Below are 19,173 nucleotides of genomic sequence, written 5' to 3'. Positions count from 1 at the left end.
GCATTTCGTTTCGGGTTTTAACTATTAATTTAGGAATTATTGTTCTTTTTTATTGTTTTTAGAATTTTTCATGGCTTCACCAATTTGATTACTTGCTGTAAAACTAGCAACCATATCATTAAGCATATTGCTTCCTGCTTGTGGTGAGTTTGGTAACAAAATTAAGTTACTATTTGTTTCCTGACCAATTGCTTGTAAGGTATCATAATGCTGTGTTACTACAATTAAGGCAGAAGCTTCTTGCGAGTTGATACCAACTTTGTTTAATACTTCTACTGATTCTTCCAAACCACGTGCAATTTCACGACGCTGATCAGCAATACCTTGTCCTTGTAAACGCTTACTTTCTGCTTCCGCTTTTGCTTTTTCAACGATTAAAATACGTTGTGCATCTCCTTCATATTGTGCAGCAGTTTTTTCTCTATCTGCAGCATTAATTCGGTTCATTGCCGCCTTTACTTGTGCATCCGGATCAATGTCTGTTACTAAGGTTTTAATAATGTCATAACCATATTCCATCATGGCGTCATTCAATTCTGTTTTTACAGCAATTGCGATATCATCTTTACGTAAGAATACATCATCCAAAATCATCTTTGGAACTTCGGCACGAACCACATCAAATACATATGATGTAATTTGATCATGTGGATAATCTAACTTATAAAAAGCATCTTCAACTTTTAGTTTAATTACTTTGTATTGAACAGAAACTTTTAAACGAACAAATACATCATCTTTCGTTTTCGTCTCTACGATAACGTCTAATTGTTGAATTTTTAAACTTAATTTTCCTGCAATTCTATCTACTAAAGGAATTTTTAGCTGTAAACCAGACTGACGAATGCTATGAAAACGTCCGAAACGTTCAATAATAGCCGCAGTTTGTTGCTTAACAATAAAGAATGAAAAAAATAGTATAATGACTGCAATAACAATCAAGACTACTACAATGGGATTAAATGGCATAACTTGTATATTTAAAATGTTAGTGTGATTAAAAATAATTTTTTTTTGTGTAAAAATGGATACTTTTGGCAACTTTAATCAAAAGTACGCCCAAAATGAACAAAACCTATTTTCTACTATTAGTAGCAACAACCCTACTTTTTGTTACAAAATCTTTTTCACAAAGTCGTTACAACGACTACAATCGCCTCGGAATTACCGCAGGAATTCATCAATTTGATATTACGACAAACGATCTTGTAACGACCAAAGGAACAGGCTTTCACGGAGGTTTGTCTACACGCGGAACGGTTGGGAAACATTTTGATATGGTGTACTTTTTACATTTAAACAGACACGAAATCAATATGTTAGGAAGAGAGAATACTATATTGACAACTACAGTTGAAGAAATTCCAATGAAATTGTTAGCCGCCAAACTTGGAGTTTTAGGAAGTTACAAATTGGGCGGAAATCATTTTAGTATAGAATTTGGACCAGTTTTGCAATTATCTGACAAATTTGAGCTAGAAAGTACTTTTGAAGACTATATTTTGGAAGGATACGATACATTTACAGCAAAAGATGCACGTAAAACATCAAACATAAATGTGAACGGAATTATCGGTTTTAGTGCCGGATTTGAGACATTTAAAATCTCTGTTCAATACGAATATGGATTTACAAACGTTTTAAGTAAGTTAACAGTTGACAATAAAACACTAAAAGGAAATACGACACAGTTGAGTGGTTCGGCCACTTTTTATTTGTAATTTAGTGAAACTCAGTTTTGTGAAGCTTGCAAAGTACACAGAAAACTGTAGGTTGAACTAATCTCGCTGTAGAGCGAGATCTTAACACGAAAAAGAGCGCCAATTGGCGCTCTTTATATATTTTGTATTTCGTCATGCTAAAACCTGATTTAGCATCTTATTCTAATTTTTAATAATAAGGATTTCGATTCTTCGGTTCATTTTTCGTCCTTCTTTAGTTTTATTGGAAGCCAAAGGTCTTGTTTCTCCATAGCCTATAGCTTTTAATTGAGACGATTTACAACCTTCAGCAATTAAAAGTTCTCGTACTATTTTTGCTCTTTTTTGTGATAACTCAAGATTTAATTCTTTTTTACCAACCGAATCTGTATGACCAGAAATTTCAAAAGTATATTCATCAGTAATCTTTTTAATAATTTCACTAATAGCTATAATTTCTGTAGAATAATTTTCAGTAAATTCATCTGTACCACTTTTAAAAATTATTTTTTCCGTGTATTTCCAAAAAGGATTTAGTTCGTCTGAAATAACTTCTTGATTTTTCCTTTCTAAAATGACACTTTGATTCGTTTTACACGAAATAGAAAAAATAAAAATGATGAACAGTATTTTCCTCATCCTACAACATCTCAATAACCTTCTGAATACGCTTGATGGTTTCCTGTTTTCCAATCATGTACATAATTTGAAACAAATCGGGTCCGCTTAATGCGCCAGCCAGTGCAAAACGCAAGGGTTGCATTACTTTTCCAAAACCAATTTCATTACTAGTAATCCAACCTTTTATATCAGTTTGAAGGCTTTCTACGCTATAATCTTCTACAGCTTCGATAATGGTTACCAATTTCTTCAAAATGTCTTCTGTACCTTCTTTTAAGGCTTTTTTACGGGCTTTTTCATCAAATTCTTGAGGTGCTACAAAGAAAAAGTGACTTAAATTCCATAATTCGTTTGTAAAACCTGCTCTTTCTTTAATCAATCCGACAACCATTGCAATATAATCAATATCAATATCTGCCAATTCAGCTTGACTTTCTTTAAAAGCGACGGCTAAACTTTCGTTCGATTTTTGCTGCATGTATTGTTGGTTGAACCATCTCATTTTTTCAATATCAAATCGTGCACCAGCTTTATTTACACGTTCCAATTCAAATGCTTGAATCAATTCTTCTAAGTTGAACATTTCTTGTTCCGTTCCTGGATTCCACCCTAAAAAGGCTAAAAAGTTTACCAAGGCATCTTCAAAATATCCTTCTTCACGAAAACCTTTGTACATTTCTCCCGATTTTGTATCATCCCATTCCAATGGAAATACTGGGAAACCAAATTTTGCGCCATCACGCTTGCTTAGTTTTCCTTTTCCTGTTGGTTTTAAAATTAATGGTAAATGCGCAAATATTGGCGCGTCCCATCCAAACGATCGGTATAATAAATAGTGCAATGCTAACGAAGGCAACCATTCTTCACCACGAATTACATGTGTGATTTCCATTAAATGATCATCTACAATATTTGCCAAGTGATAGGTTGGCATTCCGTCACTTTTAAATAAAATTTTATCGTCTAAAATGTTGGTGTCAATTTGAATATCTCCACGAACAACATCTTGCAACTGCAACGTTTCATCTTGTGGCGATTTGAAACGAATTACATACGCTTCACCAGCATTTATCTTAGCTGAAACTTCTTCCGCGGAAAGCGATAAAGAATTCGTCAACTTTAAACGATTGTGCCAATTATAGATAAATGTTTTTCCTTTTGCTTCATGATCTTTACGATGTCCGTCTAACGTTTCAGCAGTATCAAATGCGTAGTATGCATGTCCTTTTGCAATCAATTGGTCTGCATATTTTTTATATAAATGCTTGCGCTCACTTTGTCTGTATGGACCAAATCCGCCATCTTTGTCAACACCTTCATCATACGGAATTCCACACCATTCTAAGGCTTCTGTAATGTATGCTTCCGCACCTTCTACAAATCGGTTTTGATCTGTATCTTCAATACGTAACACAAAATCTCCACCATGTTTTTTGGCGAATAAATAGTTAAATAAGGCAGTTCTAACGCCTCCAATATGTAATGGTCCTGTTGGACTTGGTGCAAAACGAACACGAACTTTTTTTGACATGAATTTTAGTATATGGTTATAAAGTACAAATGTAAAAATAATACAATTGTAAAAGTGAAACCCTCAACGTTTTAATTTTGAGGGTTTCGAAAATCAGCAAGTCTGAGAAAAAATGCTATTTTCTACATGAATTAATGACAATTCTTGAAATTCATTACTTTTTGATAAATTTTTCTGTGTGACTGATGCCTGAAGCTGTTGTTACTGTAACAAAGTACATGTTTGCGCTTAGTTGCGATACATCAATCTCTGAAACCTCGATTGCTTTGTTTTGTACCAACTTTCCTGTAATATCTGTTATCTTGTACGATACTATTGTTTCGTCTGTATTAAATTGTAACACATCTGCCGTTGGATTTGGAAACATGGTAAAGTTGATAAGATCAGTTTCTTCTCTTCCTAATGTTCCGTTATTCGTTTCTCCCATGACAAATAATGATTTCAAATGCGCTTTTACTTCTGGCGTAAATACATTCATTGCTGGCGGCGTATCACTTTCTGTACTTAGCGTAATTTGGTACGACCAAGCTTCATCATAACAACTCTCGCAACAGCTTGGAACATACATTCCGATAACGTACAATTTGTTGTGTTCAAATACGTAATTAGGAAAATTTGTTGTCAATGCCCATGCAGGATTTGCCGAAGTTGGTAATTGATCGTTGAATCCACCAAGGTTGCTTGACCACGCAAAAGTATTCGGTGCCATATTAACAAAATCAACAGGTTGTGTTATTGGGTAATTCGCCAATTCATACACAAACCAATAATACTGATTTCCATCATTTTGTTCTGCACATGTATCTTCAACAAGTAATGTATCATCTGTAGTATCAATACTATTAATAGAACCTGTTAATTGTTGCGGATTTCCTTGATGCAATACGCTAATATTTAGGTTTTGATCAAGTTTCGCTTGCAATGAAATATCATCAATTGCTAAGTCATTTCCATCGCCTAAACCATCTTCTTTTAAGTGAATTTTGATATCTAAAACATCTTGATTTCCTTCAAAACATTCTGAAATTTGTTGCCAATCACACGGGTCATCACTATTGGTATCAATTGTAATCCAATCGTATAATTGACCATTTACTTCCAAACGAATTTCTGGCTTAATGTTGAATGTACATTGTGGAATGTCTTTGAAGTTTGCACAGAATTTGTATGTTTTTTCAAAGTCAATTTGTACAGTTTGTTGCCAAATAACACTTGAAGTTCCTGCTGGTTGTGTTGTGCGTCCATTGATTAACAAAAAATCTTTATTATCAGCATATTGTTCAGGATCAGCACATGCAGAATGGTCTGTGATGGTTGCTCCAAAAATGCTTGCATCATCAGAAACGTTAAATGCTCCTGGATATACACTTCCATCTTCTGTATAATCACTTGTAAATCCGTTAGTACCGTTTTCAAAGTTTCCGTTTGCTACTAAGTTATCACCTTCACAACAAAAAGCACCTTCATTAGTAGGTTCGCCACCTTGAATGTCACAATCTTGAATACAAATATTGTCATAACCGTATTCTTCTGTTGGACTTGACGTTAGGTCTAAGTAAAAACGAATTCCGTCAATGTTGCTTATTAAGTTATTCCAATCAGAACAATCAGAACCAGGTGCCATTACCCATTCTCCGTTAGCATTTGAAGGCAAACCTGTTCCTTCACAGGTTTCAATTGGCGCACATACATGCACCCAACCGCCACCTTCAGTAGTTTGCACACTCGCTACAAAAGTTGCCGAAGCTGTCGGACTTGTTGGTGATCCACTATAAATAATTAATCTTGGAGATAATGGTTCGCCAAATCCTCCATCTTCAATTACTTGAAAATCCCAGCAAAGACATTGTCCATCATATTCGCGCCAATCGCCACCATAATCTACGTCGTTGTAAATGTATGATGAACCCGATGCATCATATGAATGTAAAAAGAAGTCATCTGCGTTTCCGCTAGGTCCAAAAGGATCTGCAGTATTTGCGCCTGCTGCAACGCCATTCCAATTTGATACGTCTTGATCGTTAAAATCTTCGCAAAATTGACCAAAGCTTACTCCGTAAACGAAGAGTAAACATAAAGTAAAAATGTTTCTCATAATGTAAAATGTTTAAGTTTCTATTGTTTTGTTTCAAGGCAAAGATGCGCCAGTATCAAAACATAGAGTAGAAGCAAAGCACTAAGAATGTAGACGTGTTTTGCCTTCAGAAGAAAGTATAGAAAAACCGTAAACGATACAGGAAAAACACTTAGGAATTCATTTCACTTGGTATGCGTTTATTCATCACTTTAAACCACAAAGGCGGAAGTAAGGCTAGCACCATTGAAGTTGGATAGCCGAAAGGCATTTGAGGGCTTTTTTCATGACAATCAAGAAGTTGGTACTTTTTTGAAGCCTTGTAATGATGATCACTATGGCGTGTGAGTTCGTACAACACAATACGTCCAATGACATGATTGGAATTCCAAGAATGAATTTCACGAACACGCTCATACCGACCCGAAGCCAACTTTTTACGTTGTAATCCGTAATGTTCTATGTAGTTAATTGTTTCTAATAATAGGAAACTCACAACAGCACTTGCGAGTATAAAAACCAAGAGTAAAGTTCCAAAGAAATAGAAAATAGTAGCTACATAGGTAAGTTGTAATACGGTAAACCAAAACATATTATTCTTAAAAGAGAAAAACGAAATATTTCCGCGTTGCCGCAAGTTTTTCTGAATTTTCCAAGCGTTTATATATTGACGAATTGTTGAGGTAAACCAAAATGAATACACAATTTGATTGTATCGTGCCGTTGCCGGATCTTCTTTGGTTGCTGCATGCAAGTGATGTCCAAAATTGTGTTCAACAAAAAAGTGCATGTATAATGATGGCAATAATAAAAGTTTTGCCATAATTTGCTCAACTTGTGTTTGTCTGTGACCCAATTCGTGTGCAACATTGATTCCGTTTGAGCCTAAAACAATTCCTGTAGAAAAGATCAACCCGACAAGTTCGTAGGTTTCGTATGTTCCGTTATGAATACTTAGTATAGTTGCAATCAATAGTCCGTAGACAATAGGAATGTTCAAATATAATAACCAATCAAAAATACGATTCGTTGATTTTTCTTCAACTTCAACTTCTGATAAGTTTGTGGTACTTTGTGAAAAGATTAATTCCATCATCGGAATCATTCCAAAAGCATACATTGGCGTTAAAAATGTATAATAGCCACTTAAGTATAAAGCGATTACAGCTACTAGTGGAGTAGAAAAAGCTGCTAAATATTTCAAATCTCTCATAGTCTAATGCTTCAATTCAAGGTCATTAAAAATACTACTTTTTTTATTGAAATGAAATAGCTTATAAATTTAGAGCGTTTTGCCAAAGTTTGAAGTTATAAGATGTCTATAAATTTCCTAGTGGAGTTGTTCTTTTCCGAAGTGTAGTATATGTTATTCGTTAAGAATTTTTGAAGCCTTGGAGAAAACTAAAAACACCTCTGGAAATCAAAGATTCATGAGTTCATTAATTTAAAATAGAAAACTTACGAACTAAAAGCGTCATTTCTTTTGTTTCGTTTTCTTTGAACGAGCAAAGAAAATAAAATGCAAAAATGTAAATTTATCTAAAACGTATGATACACACCAACCGTCAAAGCAGCTTGTTTGGCAACATTATTTCCAGAAAATGCACCGCCAAAACTCAACATACCACCAAATGATTTGTTGATTTCTCCAATTGCTTTTAAACCAACAGCAGTATATTCTTGATTGTTTACATACAAAGCTGTTCCTAAATTGCTTATGGGTACATTTACATCACCATCATTAAAAGAATGTACAATATCTAAGAAACCAATCAACCAAATTTTGGAATGTACTTTCGTTCCAATTTCGCCGCCAATTTTGAAGTTATTACTATAATTATTCGTTTTGAAGTCAATTCCTGTAAAGGCTTGCACATAAAATGTATCAAAACTACGTCCAATATTAATGGTTGGTGTAAATGTCCAAGCGTCTTGCCCAGTACGAATTCCAGAAGAAATTTCAAACTTACCTGTATTCGCTTCCACGCTTAATTGCCCAGAGATTAACCATTTTTTCTTGTAAAATTGATGTTTTACACCAAAAGTAACATTTCCGAAAGATGAAATCGTTTCTTCTATCGTGAAAGGATTTTGAGTAACAGCATCTCCACTATTGATGAATTTTAAAGGTACATTTAGTAACAAAGTCGTTTTTGAAGTCAAACCGTATTCGCCATACAACTGCAAGGTATTATCTGTAATTTCACGATCTGTATTATACTCAGGATCTCCAAAAACTTCATCATAATTTGAAATCGTACTAAACGAAAGTTGTGTGTAAAATTTCCCTTTTTCTTGTGTCCAAGGACTTTGTGCAAACAAAAAACTGGTACTAAAAAGAGCGATAACGATATATAAATTTCTCATAATTGGCTTGTTTATGAACACTTAGTAGTTGCTTTTGCAGAAATCTTACAGAATGTTTAACAACTAGAATATACTAATACTAGCTTAAATATGTTATTTTTATCAGTTATATGATGAATGCATACGAGCAAATACAAAAGAAACTAGGGCAATTTGTAACCAAATACTATACAAATGAGCTCATCAAAGGTGCGATCTTATTTTTTAGTATCGGACTGCTATATTTTATTATCACTTTATTGGTAGAACATTTTTTATGGTTAAACACTGCTGCAAGAACCGCCTTATTCTGGGTTTTTATTGCTGTTGAAGTTGCGCTTTTCGCGAAATTTATTGTGTTTCCATTAACGAAACTCTTCAAACTACAACAAGGAATCAGTTTCAAAGAAGCCTCCAAAATCATTGGAAACCACTTTCCAGAAGTGAATGATAAATTATTGAACGTGCTACAATTATCAGAAACATCGTCTGAATCTGAATTATTATTGGCAAGTATTGAACAAAAATCAACAGAATTACAACCAATTCCGTTTCAAGTAGCAATCAATTTCAAGAAAAATGTGAAATATATAAAATATGCATTGTTGCCTTTAGCAATTGTATTATTTGTATGGATTTCTGGAAATAGCTCACTATTTAGCAACAGTTACGAACGTGTGGTTAACTATCAAACGGCATACGAACCACCAGCGCCATTTCAGTTTTTAGTGGTAAATGATTCGTTGCAAGCTATTGAAAATCAATCGTATAAGTTAAAAGTGCAAACATTGGGAGATGTGACTCCTGAGGAAGTTCAAATTACTTTAGGTGACGAAACCTACTTTCTTCAAAACAAAGGAATTGGAAACTTTGAATATACATTTTCACAACCAAAAGAAGCAACAACATTTACACTAACGGCAAATGAAGTAACGTCAAAACCATATACACTAAACGTCGTAAAAGTGCCTTCATTGGTAAATTTTCAAATGATATTGGATTATCCTGCGTACACAAAACGAAAAGATGAGGTTTTAAAAAGTACAGGAAATGCAACCATTCCTGAAGGAACTAAAATTACCTGGGAAGCAAAAGCAAAACAAACCAATCAATTGGAATTAATTTCCAGCGATAGCACATACATTTTTAACAAAGAAGCGAACGAATTTAAGCTTGAAAGAAGAATTTATCAAAAACTTGATTATCAAATAAGTACGAGTAATGATGAACTTAAAAACTATGAAAATTTAGGATTTAATTTAAGTGTGATAAAAGACGAATATCCAAAGATGGATTTGCAATCAAAACGCGATTCTATTGAGCAGCGTACGATGTATTTCCTTGGGCAAGTTTCAGATGATTATGGTTTGAAACGTTTGCAATTGGTGTATTATCCAACAGAAAGTCAAGATAAAAAAGTAAAAGAAAACATCGCGATAAGCAAATCAAATATTGATCAATTTCAATATACATTTCCTGGAAATCTACAATTAACAAAAGGTGTCAACTATGAATTCTATTTTGAATTAACAGATAATGACGGCATTCGTGGTGGAAAGAAAGTAAAAAGTGAAGTGTTCAACTACCGTAAACTAACAGACACGGAGTTAGAAACGGAACAATTAGAACAACAACAGGAAACAATTCAAGATTTAGACAAATCCTTAGAAAAGCTAAAAAAGCAACAAGAAGAACTCAAAAAGATTTCTAAAACTCAAAAGGAGAAAAGCGAACTCAACTTCAATGATCGTAAAAAGCTAAAAAACTTCTTAGAACGCCAAGAGCGTAACGATCAAATGATGGAAAAGTTCTCGAAGCAATTAGAAAAGAATTTAGAAGAATTTCAGCAAGAAGACACCAAAAATGATGAAGATAAAGAGTTGCTAAAAGAACGTTTAGAACGTCAACAAAAAGAATTAGAGAAGAATGAAAAGTTGATGGAAGAACTCAAAAAACTAGCTGAAAAAATTAGTGAAGATGAACTTCAAGAAAAGTTAGAAGAACTTGGTAAAAAACAACAAAATAATAAAAAGAACTTACAGCAAATAGTTGAACTTACGAAACGTTATTATGTAACGAAGAAAGCTGAGAAAATTCAAAAAGAACTTGCCGAATTAGCAAAAGAACAAGAAGCACTATCCAAAAAAGAAGGTGAAGAAAACACCAAAGAAAAGCAAGAAGAACTCAATAAGAAGTTTGAAGACTTGCAAAAACAAATGGATGATCTTGACAAAGAAAATAGTGAATTGCGCAAACCGATGGATTTAGAACGCAAAAAAGATGAAGAAGAAGATGTCAAGCAAGAACAACAAGATGCCACGGACGATTTAGAAAAAAGTGAAGAATCGCCAAGCGAACAACAAAAGCAAGAACAACAACAAAGCGCAAAACAAAAGCAGAAAAAAGCGGCTCAGAAAATGCAACGTATGAGTAAAGCAATGCAGTCTGCTATGCAAATGAGCGGCCAACAAAGTATTCAAGAAGACGCTGAAATGTTACGCCAAATACTGGATAATTTGGTTATCTTCTCTTTCGAGGAAGAAACATTGATGGAAGGTTTTGAGGAAATTGACAATACAAATGCGAGCTATGCTTCCAAGCTAAAACGTCAAAATGAACTGCGAAAAATGTTTCAACATGTGGACGATAGTTTATTTGCAATGTCGTTGCGACAGCCAAAAATCTCGGAAACGATCAACAAAGAAATCACCGATATCTATTTTAATATTGACAAATCTCTTGAATTATTAGCCGAAAATAATGTGTACAGAGGCGTTTCTGCTCAACAATATGCATTAACAGCTACCAACAAATTAGCTGACTTTTTAAGTGGTGTACTCGACAATTTGAACCAAAGTATGGGACAAGGGCAAGGACAAGGATCTTCAGGAGTTGGGCAAAGTGGACAAAATCAAGGTCAAGGAAAAGGATTTCAGTTGCCAGATATTATTCAATCCCAAGAAGAATTGAATAAGCAAATGGAAAAAGGAATGAAGCAAGAAGGTCAAGGAAAAGATGGAAAAGGTGGCAAAGAAGGCGGCAAGGAAGAAGGCGAAAAAGGAAAAGGTGGCAAAGATGGTAAGCAAGGAGAAAATGGTCAGCAAGGTGGCGGATCGGGTAGTGGAGACGAAAATGAATCAGGAAAACTATACGACATTTACAAACAACAACAACAATTGCGTCAACAATTTGAACAGCAACTAAAAGACAAATACGGAGACAAAATAAAGAACTCACTCGCCAATGAATTGCTCAAGCAAATGGAGCAAGTAGAAACGGAATTGTTAGAAAGAGGTTTCAATAATGAAACCATGAAAAAGATGATTGAGCTTAAATATCAACTTCAAAAACTAGACAAAGCCGCTTTCGAGCAAAAGCAAGAAAGTAGAAGAGAAGCAACTTCAAATCGCAAAGATTTCACCAATACTACAAACGAAAAAATGCCTGATGTGCGACAGTATTTCAATCAAATTGAAATATTAAACAGACAAGTATTACCTTTGCGCAATAATTACAAAAAGAAAGTGCAAGCGTATTTCAAAAACAAAGATGATTAGTTTTCATTACGAAACCCAATTTGAACTTCCAAATGGAGCGCAAATTGAACAATGGATTAGCAACGTTATAAACTCGGAAGACAAGCGTGAAGGTGACATCAATTACATATTTTGTGATGATGCGTATCTTCATAAACTAAATGTTGAATTCCTGAATCATGATACGCTAACAGACATTATAAGCTTCGATAATTCAGTGGGAAACGAACTACACGGAGATATATTTATTTCTGTGGAACGAGTTGCTGATAATGCCAAAGATTTTAAAGTTTCCTTTGAAGAAGAACTCAAAAGAGTGATGGTCCATGGTGTATTACATTACTGTGGATACAAAGATAAAACGGAAGCAGATCAAGATATAATGACGGAAAAAGAAAACGAAAAACTTAAAATGTTCCACGTGGAACAATCTTAAAATACCAAGCTCAGTATTTTCAAAATTGTAAACAAAAAAAATTCAATCGTTAAGATATGTTTAATACGGAATATGATGTAATAGTTGTTGGTGCTGGTCACGCTGGTTCAGAAGCTGCCGCTGCCGCTGCCAATATGGGAAGCAAAACATTGCTCGTTACGATGAACTTACAAAACATTGCACAAATGTCTTGCAATCCTGCTATGGGCGGAATTGCCAAAGGACAAATTGTGCGTGAAATTGATGCACTTGGCGGATATAGCGGAATTGTTACTGACAACTCTGCAATCCAGTTTAAGATGCTCAACAAATCAAAAGGTCCTGCAATGTGGTCGCCAAGAGCACAAAGTGACCGCATGCGATTTGCAGAAGAATGGCGTTTAATGTTAGAACGAACCGAAAACCTAGATTTTTATCAAGAAATGGTTCGTGGTTTAATTATAGAAGGTGGAAAAATAAAAGGTGTAAAAACTTCTTTAGGGTTAGAAATACGATCGAAAACGGTTGTATTAACTAATGGAACATTCTTAAACGGATTGATTCATATTGGAGATAAAAACTTTGGTGGTGGAAGAGCAGGAGAAAGAGCTGCAACCGGAATTACTGAAGAATTAGTTGCACTTGGTTTTGAATCGGGTCGAATGAAAACAGGAACGCCACCACGCGTTGATGGTCGTTCATTAGATTATTCTAAAATGATCATACAGCCTGGAGATGAAATTCCAGATAAATTTTCATACCTAAAATCTACAAAACCTTTAGAAAATCAACGTGCATGTCACATGACCTATACGTCACCAGAAGTACACAATTTACTCAAAGAAGGATTTGACAGATCGCCAATGTTCAATGGAAGAATACAATCTATTGGGCCAAGATATTGTCCATCAATTGAAGATAAAATAAATCGGTTTGCAGACAAGGATCGTCATCAATTATTCGTAGAACCTGAAGGTTGGAATACTTGTGAAGTATATGTAAATGGATTTTCAACGTCATTACCAGAAGATGTTCAGTTTAAAGCATTGCGTTCAGTAGTAGGTTTTGAAAATGTAAAATTCTTTAGACCTGGCTATGCAATCGAATATGATTATTTTCCACCAACACAATTAAAGCACACGCTGGAAACAAAAATTGTAGATGGACTGTTTTTTGCTGGACAAATTAACGGAACAACAGGTTATGAAGAAGCGGCTTCGCAAGGATTAATGGCAGGAATAAATGCAGCTTTGCAAGTGCAAGAACGTGATGAATTTATTCTAAAAAGAAACGAAGCATATATTGGTGTTTTAGTAGATGATTTGATCACAAAAGGAACAGAAGAACCTTATAGAATGTTTACTTCGCGTGCAGAATACAGAACCTTGCTACGTCAGGATAATGCAGATTTTAGACTCACACCTGTTGGTCATGAACTTGGTTTGGCGAGTGAAGAACGACTGAAAGCGATGGAAAAGAAGAAGACAAATTCTGATGCTTTTATCCAATTCTTTAAAGATACTAGTGTAAAACCTGAAGAAATAAATCCTGTTTTGGAAGCCAAAGATTCGGCACAAGTTAGACAGCAGGACAAGATGTTTAAAATATTTGCGCGTCCAAATATTAGCATGGATGATATGAAACAAGTGGCTTCAGTTTCACAATTTATTGAAGACAATAATCTTGATAAAGATGTGCTGGAACAGACCGAAGTTCAGATTAAATATGCTGGCTATATTAACAAAGAAAAAAGCAATGCTGACAAATTAAATAATTTAGAACGTGTAAAAATCCCAGCTGATTTTGTATATGATGGATTGACAAATTTATCAATGGAAGCACGACAAAAGCTGAGTAAAATTCGTCCTGTAAACTTATCACAAGCATCACGAATTAGTGGAGTTTCTCCAAGTGATATTAGTGTAATGTTAGTCTACTTAAATAGATAAAACGATTAGTGTTCCACGTGGAACATTTTATGTCATGGAAATAAAATCATTAGAATATACGCCAATTGAAGAGATCATTTCAACCTTGAATTTGGCGTTTTCTGATTACATCATTCCGATCAATTTTACCATAGATTATGTAAATGAACGCTGGACAGCTTCTGGCGTAGATTACAGTTTATCCTTTGGTGTTTTTGATCATAAGAAACTCGTCGGATTCATTATTCATGCAATCAATATATATGGAGAAACCAACGTTGCGTATAACGCTTCTACAGGAATCATTCCAGCATATCGTAGAAAAGGTTTGCTCACGAAATTGTATGATACAGGAATTGCAAAGCTTCAAGAAAACGGAATTCAAAAAAGCACATTGGAATGTATTACAAAAAATGAGCGTGCCATTTTAGCGTATCAAAAAGTAGGTTTCAATATAGATCGTCAATATCATTTATATAAGTTTGAGTGGAAACAAAAAACAATTCAAACTGAATATAAAATTGTAGTTGCTGCCGAATTTAATTTTTCAGATTTTAACCAGTTACAAAATTATTTTCCATCTATTGAAAACCAAAATCATTGTTTAAAAAAGTATCAAAATAATTTGATGTCAATTTCTGTTTTTGATGAGAATGAAATTGTAGCATATTTACTTTTTCATAAAACTTCAAAACGAATTCATAAATTAGGAGTACAGCAAAATGATTGGAATAAATTTGGAGAAATTCTATTTTCAGGATTAGAAACAGGAAATTATAATATTATTAATATTGATACAGCAAATAAAAATATACACGCTTTTTTCAAAAAGATGAATTTTAATAATTATATCGACCAATACGATATGAGTTTTCATTTCGGTTCTATAAATTAACTATAGCAATTGAAACTTTCGAAGTAGAAACGAAAAAAACAAAATGTTCCACGTGGAACAATACGATAAAAATAGAAGTGCAAAAAAATGAACAACGTAACGGTAAAAGATTATTCAGTTTCAGGTGAAGAATTTCAATTGGTTTTTGATGCCGTGTTGGAAATGTACAAAACCGAGCCACAACCAAGTTTGGAAAAATTACCTTCCTACTATCAAAGTGAAGATTATATCTCGCATACCGATACAAAAAGAAACTTATTTGAAAATGTATATCATTGGGTTCGTTCATATATGTTGTCTAAAAAAATGGCATTGGTAACCCAACATACAAAAACTGGTTCGCAACAAGTGTTGGATATTGGTTGTGGAACAGGCGACTTTTTAAAAATGGCACAAGAATACAAATGGAATGTTGCCGGCGTGGAACCTGATGCACAAGCACGAAAAATTGCAAGTGAAAAAACAGGAATCCAAATTGAAAATAACGATTGGCTAGCAGAAGTTCCTGATGAAAGTTTTGATGCAATTACGATGTGGCATGTGTTGGAACATGTTCCAGATTTGCAAGCACAAATAGCAACGCTAAAAAGAATTGTAAAACCTAACGGAACTATTTTTATTGCCGTTCCAAATTTTAAAAGTCACGATGCAAATCACTACAAAGAAAGTTGGGCAGCTTTTGATGTACCAAGACACCTTTGGCATTTCTCACAAAAATCCATCAAACAACTTTTTGGAAAGCAAGATATGAAAGTAGTAAAAATCTTACCAATGAAGTTTGATGCGTATTATGTGAGTTTACTTTCTGAAAAACACAAAACAGGAAAAATGAATCCTATTAAAGCGTTTTACAGAGGATTTGTATCAAACTTCAAAGCGATTACAACTTCAGAGTATTCTTCGTTGATTTACGTTATTAAAAACAACTAAAAACACATTGTAAGCTGTTTTAAGCGCATTTTACGTTTCTACCAGTAAAATATATTGAATCTTTTCAGAAATCAGTTAAAAAGCAATGATAAATCATTCACTTTTAATCAATTTCACTTATTATACATAAATTTATTATAGATTATTCTTATACATGTAGTTTTCATGAAAAATCATTCAAAGTTCACAATTTGTTATGTAAACTTTATTTCTATTTTTGCGGCAACGAAAAATGATAAAAAACGGAATGATGCGTTTTATCAAATTTCAAAAAGTAAATAGGTAAAAAACTAAAAATTTATACAAATGAAAAAATTAATCGTTTTAGCAGTTGTTGCTTTCGGATTGTATTCTTGTCAAGAATCGGCAAAAATTGCTTTTGTTGACAATTCTGAATTGGTAAATGAATACCAAGAGAAAAAAGATTTGGAAGCAAAAATAAAAGGGAAAATTGAAAATTTCCAAAAATATAATGACAGTATTGGGCGCGCTTTTCAATTGGAAGTTCAAACTGCACAAATGAAAGCGGCAAAAATGTCAAAGGCGAAACAAGATGAGTTGATGGGACAATTGCAACAAAAGCAAGGAATGTTGCAACAGCAATATCAAATTTCTGAAAAAGCAATTTCTGAAGAAAGTCAAGCATTAAACGACTCTTTACTAAATAAAGTAAAAGACTTCGTTGCCGAATACGGAAAAACAAACGGATACGATTACATTCTTGGTAAAAACGAATACGTTGGAACAGTTTATTACGGAAAAGAAGAAAGTGATATTACAAAAATTCTCTTAGACAAGCTAAACGAAAAGTACGCCGCTGAAAAGAAATAATTTCAACATACATACAAGATTCAAACTAGAAAGACTTTCAGAAATGAAGGTCTTTTTTTTGTGATATACTTTTGATAAAATATGTCATTCCACACTTGTTGCGGAATCTATTTAGGGAAGAATGGATTCCTGCCTTCGCAGGAATGACAATAATGAACTTAAAATTTTCTCAACAGCCATTTTCAAATTACTACATTATTCACTCCGAATCATATTCAAAAAATCCGTGCGCTTATTCCTGGAAACTGGCAACTTATAATTGTCTTGCAAAACCACATAACCTTCATTTAAATACTTTAAAATATAATTGATATTGATTAGATGCGATTTGTGAATGAGGTAAAAATCTTTATGCTTTAAAAGCTTAAAAAAATGCCCAATACTGTACGAACTCATAATTGGTTTATCATTTTGAAAATAAATTTTGGTATAACCATCGGTTCCTTGACAGTGAATAATATCTTCAATTTTTACAAACTCTAAACCATCTTGCGAAGGAATCACAACTTTCTTTTGTTGAAATGATTGAATGCCTAAATTTTCAATCAACTGCTTGTTCTTTTGCAAGGCTGTTTTATCCGAAATATTCTGCGTAGCAACTGCAACTGCCTGAATTAAATCTTGGCTGTCAATTGGTTTTACAATGTAGCCAATAGCACAATGTTTAATGGCTTCAATTCCATACTTATCAAAAGCGGTTACAAAAATGACTTCAAATTGTGGTTGTGAAATTTTTTGCAACACTTCAAAACCATTCATGCCTGGCATGGCAATATCTAAAAAGACCAATTGAGGATTTAATTGTTCGATCAATTCAATGGCTTCTTCCGGATCTTGCGTTTCTCCGATAACATTCACATTTGGGCACAAACGCTCCAGTTTGTTTTTTAAAATTGCTAACGATTTGTATTCATCGTCAATAAGAATTGCAGTTACAGTCATGCTAGTTTGGTAGTTTAAAAATTAGGGTAACAAGTGTTCCTTGTTCATTGCCAAATTCGGAACGATCTTTAATGGTATATTCCACATGCCAATTATCAATTTGTTCTAATAATTTTAGACGTTCGTCCAACACTTCAGAAGAATGAGAATCATGATTTTTAATTATGTTTTTAGCTAATTTTTTAGATTGTTTAATGCCAATACCATCATCTTTCACTACTACACAAAACGTATCTTCTGAAAGTTGCGAAAATGTAATGGTCACTTTTCCAGCAGTTTTTTTATGAAAAATGCCATGATTTACCGCATTTTCTACAATTGGTTGCAATACCATGGATGGAATGGAAGCTTCTTTGTCTACTGTTTCGTCACAAATAATTTCATACGAAAGTTTGTCTTCAAAGCGTAATTTTTCAAGTGATAAATAATTAGAAATCAAGTCTATTTCTTCTTCAATACTGATTAATTGCTTGCGCGAATAGTCAAAAAACTGACGCACCAATTTTGAAAAACGTGTCAAATAATTCTCAGATTGATCAATATCGTTGAGTTGAATATAATATTGAATCGCGTTGAGCGAATTATGTACAAAATGCGGATTCATCTGCGATCGTAACGCGTGCAATTCTAGCTCAATCATTTTCTTTTCATAACTATTAATAGACATTGCTTTATCCGTTAATAATTTATTCTTACGTGTAATGAATACGTAAAATAGAATTACAACAGCTACTGCAATTAACAAGGCAGTGCCTGATAGTAAAAAGAAAATTTCTTCTACAGTATAAAACTCTCCTATATCTTCTTTTTCAGGCATATAAAACTTTTAAGGTAACAACTATATAAAACGGCATTTAATACCGTAATGACTGTTTCGTAAAAATATCCTTCATAGCTCAAGTAACTATGAAATAATAATAGTGGAAGTAATCCTATATAAAAAGAAAACAATCCAGTAACAATCCAGAATTTTTGTGAGCTAGCAAAAGTTGTGATAGCATCTTTATTTAGTAATTCTACAAAGTAACTTATGGTTAAGACTAAAATGCAAAAAGCGCCAATAATGATTGGATTCAAATACAAATAATCAAAAGGGTTTATGTTAACAATATCATTTAAAAATGCAATGGCAAAAGCAGTTGATAATACATACACTAACCATTTACGTTTCTGTAGAATTTTATAAAACCAGCAGCAGTAAAATGGAAAAGAAACCAATGTGAAAATATTGTAAAGTATATCATTATTATTATCAAATACTCGTTGGTATAGAAGTCCTAAAACTTCATGACTAACTACATATATCAAAAACCACAAAAAATAACGCTGTGTTGTATCTTTATAAGAATGCCAATACCAAATAGCTGCGACTAAAGCAGCTATTTGAAAGCATAAAAAAAAGATAAGAATCATATTTTATTTAG

The 19,173-nt window shown here is 33.6% G+C and carries 16 protein-coding genes; 7 read left to right on the top strand and 9 right to left on the bottom strand.

Annotated features, from left to right (window positions below; all coding sequences use genetic code 11):
• Nucleotides 1-36 precede the first annotated feature (36 nt).
• The gene (locus ACQ654_RS14055; protein WP_430410974.1) at nt 37-969 is read right to left on the bottom strand and encodes an SPFH domain-containing protein; all 933 of its coding nucleotides are present in this window, start codon (nt 967-969) and stop codon (nt 37-39) included.
• A 65-nt stretch (nt 970-1,034) separates the two neighbouring features.
• Between ACQ654_RS14055 and ACQ654_RS14050 the strand changes: the two genes are divergently transcribed.
• Nucleotides 1,035-1,721 carry a hypothetical protein gene (locus tag ACQ654_RS14050; RefSeq protein WP_430410973.1) on the top strand — a complete coding sequence of 229 codons (687 nt, stop codon included), beginning with the start codon at nt 1,035-1,037 and terminating at the stop codon, nt 1,719-1,721.
• A gap of 162 nt (nt 1,722-1,883) precedes the next feature.
• Here the strand turns inward: ACQ654_RS14050 and ACQ654_RS14045 are convergent, their stop codons facing one another.
• The 5 genes from ACQ654_RS14045 to ACQ654_RS14025 form a co-directional block, all read right to left on the bottom strand.
• Complete coding sequence (locus ACQ654_RS14045; RefSeq protein WP_430410972.1) at nt 1,884-2,339, bottom strand: OmpA family protein; 456 nt, start codon at nt 2,337-2,339, stop codon at nt 1,884-1,886.
• 1 nt (nt 2,340) lies between these two features.
• Nucleotides 2,341-3,852, bottom strand: a complete 1,512-nt coding sequence (gene gltX, locus ACQ654_RS14040) for a glutamate--tRNA ligase (protein WP_430410971.1) — start codon at nt 3,850-3,852, stop codon at nt 2,341-2,343.
• A gap of 154 nt (nt 3,853-4,006) precedes the next feature.
• On the bottom strand, nt 4,007-5,947 hold the full coding sequence (locus ACQ654_RS14035) for a T9SS type A sorting domain-containing protein (RefSeq protein ID WP_430410970.1): 1,941 nt from the start codon (nt 5,945-5,947) through the stop codon (nt 4,007-4,009).
• 151 nt (nt 5,948-6,098) lie between these two features.
• The gene (locus ACQ654_RS14030; RefSeq protein WP_430410969.1) at nt 6,099-7,139 is read right to left on the bottom strand and encodes an alkane 1-monooxygenase; all 1,041 of its coding nucleotides are present in this window, start codon (nt 7,137-7,139) and stop codon (nt 6,099-6,101) included.
• Between the two features lie 326 nt (nt 7,140-7,465).
• Nucleotides 7,466-8,293, bottom strand: a complete 828-nt coding sequence (locus ACQ654_RS14025) for a transporter (RefSeq protein ID WP_430410968.1) — start codon at nt 8,291-8,293, stop codon at nt 7,466-7,468.
• A gap of 113 nt (nt 8,294-8,406) precedes the next feature.
• On the opposite strand from ACQ654_RS14025, the gene ACQ654_RS14020 reads away from it, so the two are divergent.
• The 6 genes from ACQ654_RS14020 to ACQ654_RS13995 all read left to right on the top strand — a co-directional run bounded on the left by ACQ654_RS14020 (nt 8,407) and on the right by ACQ654_RS13995 (nt 16,807).
• Complete coding sequence (locus tag ACQ654_RS14020) at nt 8,407-11,829, top strand: DUF4175 family protein (protein ID WP_430410967.1); 3,423 nt, start codon at nt 8,407-8,409, stop codon at nt 11,827-11,829.
• The gene (gene ybeY, locus ACQ654_RS14015) at nt 11,822-12,244 is read left to right on the top strand and encodes an rRNA maturation RNase YbeY (RefSeq protein WP_430410966.1); all 423 of its coding nucleotides are present in this window, start codon (nt 11,822-11,824) and stop codon (nt 12,242-12,244) included. The genes ACQ654_RS14020 and ybeY overlap by 8 nt, the downstream gene beginning before the upstream one ends.
• Nucleotides 12,245-12,300: 56 nt before the next feature.
• On the top strand, nt 12,301-14,172 hold the full coding sequence (mnmG, locus tag ACQ654_RS14010; protein WP_430410965.1) for a tRNA uridine-5-carboxymethylaminomethyl(34) synthesis enzyme MnmG: 1,872 nt from the start codon (nt 12,301-12,303) through the stop codon (nt 14,170-14,172).
• Nucleotides 14,173-14,206: 34 nt separating this feature from the next.
• Nucleotides 14,207-15,046 carry a GNAT family N-acetyltransferase gene (locus tag ACQ654_RS14005; RefSeq protein WP_430410964.1) on the top strand — a complete coding sequence of 280 codons (840 nt, stop codon included), beginning with the start codon at nt 14,207-14,209 and terminating at the stop codon, nt 15,044-15,046.
• 87 nt (nt 15,047-15,133) lie between these two features.
• Nucleotides 15,134-15,976, top strand: a complete 843-nt coding sequence (locus ACQ654_RS14000; protein ID WP_430410963.1) for a class I SAM-dependent methyltransferase — start codon at nt 15,134-15,136, stop codon at nt 15,974-15,976.
• 306 nt (nt 15,977-16,282) lie between these two features.
• Nucleotides 16,283-16,807 carry an OmpH family outer membrane protein gene (locus ACQ654_RS13995; RefSeq protein WP_430410962.1) on the top strand — a complete coding sequence of 175 codons (525 nt, stop codon included), beginning with the start codon at nt 16,283-16,285 and terminating at the stop codon, nt 16,805-16,807.
• 195 nt (nt 16,808-17,002) lie between these two features.
• On the opposite strand, the gene ACQ654_RS13990 is transcribed toward ACQ654_RS13995, so the two are convergent.
• The 3 genes from ACQ654_RS13990 to ACQ654_RS13980 are packed head-to-tail and all read right to left on the bottom strand — an operon-like array spanning nt 17,003 to nt 19,162.
• The gene (locus tag ACQ654_RS13990) at nt 17,003-17,749 is read right to left on the bottom strand and encodes a LytR/AlgR family response regulator transcription factor (protein ID WP_430410961.1); all 747 of its coding nucleotides are present in this window, start codon (nt 17,747-17,749) and stop codon (nt 17,003-17,005) included.
• A 1-nt stretch (nt 17,750) separates the two neighbouring features.
• A complete protein-coding gene (locus tag ACQ654_RS13985) occupies nt 17,751-18,566 on the bottom strand; it encodes a sensor histidine kinase (protein ID WP_430410960.1) in 816 nt (271 codons plus the stop codon).
• Nucleotides 18,545-19,162, bottom strand: a complete 618-nt coding sequence (locus ACQ654_RS13980) for a hypothetical protein (protein WP_430410959.1) — start codon at nt 19,160-19,162, stop codon at nt 18,545-18,547. The genes ACQ654_RS13985 and ACQ654_RS13980 overlap by 22 nt, the downstream gene beginning before the upstream one ends.
• Nucleotides 19,163-19,173: the final 11 nt, after the last annotated feature.

Source organism: Kordia sp. (assembly GCF_965283645.1).
Taxonomy (GTDB): domain Bacteria; phylum Bacteroidota; class Bacteroidia; order Flavobacteriales; family Flavobacteriaceae; genus Kordia.
The sequence above is the reverse complement of the archived record's forward strand: the minus strand, read 5'-3'. Positions and strand labels throughout refer to the sequence as shown.

Excerpts from the sequence above, each read along its gene's own strand:
- ACQ654_RS14045 (WP_430410972.1), bottom strand. The coding sequence starts at position 2,339 with ATGAGGAAAATACTGTTCATCATTTTTATTTTTTCTATTTCGTGTAAA.
- ACQ654_RS13995 (WP_430410962.1), top strand. The coding sequence starts at position 16,283 with ATGAAAAAATTAATCGTTTTAGCAGTTGTTGCTTTCGGATTGTATTCT.
- mnmG (WP_430410965.1), top strand. The coding sequence starts at position 12,301 with ATGTTTAATACGGAATATGATGTAATAGTTGTTGGTGCTGGTCACGCT.
- ACQ654_RS13990 (WP_430410961.1), bottom strand. The coding sequence starts at position 17,749 with ATGACTGTAACTGCAATTCTTATTGACGATGAATACAAATCGTTAGCA.
- ACQ654_RS14025 (WP_430410968.1), bottom strand. The coding sequence starts at position 8,293 with ATGAGAAATTTATATATCGTTATCGCTCTTTTTAGTACCAGTTTTTTG.
- ACQ654_RS13980 (WP_430410959.1), bottom strand. The coding sequence starts at position 19,162 with ATGATTCTTATCTTTTTTTTATGCTTTCAAATAGCTGCTTTAGTCGCA.
- ACQ654_RS14055 (WP_430410974.1), bottom strand. The coding sequence starts at position 969 with ATGCCATTTAATCCCATTGTAGTAGTCTTGATTGTTATTGCAGTCATT.
- ACQ654_RS14005 (WP_430410964.1), top strand. The coding sequence starts at position 14,207 with ATGGAAATAAAATCATTAGAATATACGCCAATTGAAGAGATCATTTCA.
- ACQ654_RS14000 (WP_430410963.1), top strand. The coding sequence starts at position 15,134 with ATGAACAACGTAACGGTAAAAGATTATTCAGTTTCAGGTGAAGAATTT.
- ACQ654_RS14030 (WP_430410969.1), bottom strand. The coding sequence starts at position 7,139 with ATGAGAGATTTGAAATATTTAGCAGCTTTTTCTACTCCACTAGTAGCT.
- ACQ654_RS14035 (WP_430410970.1), bottom strand. The coding sequence starts at position 5,947 with ATGAGAAACATTTTTACTTTATGTTTACTCTTCGTTTACGGAGTAAGC.
- ACQ654_RS13985 (WP_430410960.1), bottom strand. The coding sequence starts at position 18,566 with ATGCCTGAAAAAGAAGATATAGGAGAGTTTTATACTGTAGAAGAAATT.
- gltX (WP_430410971.1), bottom strand. The coding sequence starts at position 3,852 with ATGTCAAAAAAAGTTCGTGTTCGTTTTGCACCAAGTCCAACAGGACCA.
- ACQ654_RS14020 (WP_430410967.1), top strand. The coding sequence starts at position 8,407 with ATGAATGCATACGAGCAAATACAAAAGAAACTAGGGCAATTTGTAACC.
- ybeY (WP_430410966.1), top strand. The coding sequence starts at position 11,822 with ATGATTAGTTTTCATTACGAAACCCAATTTGAACTTCCAAATGGAGCG.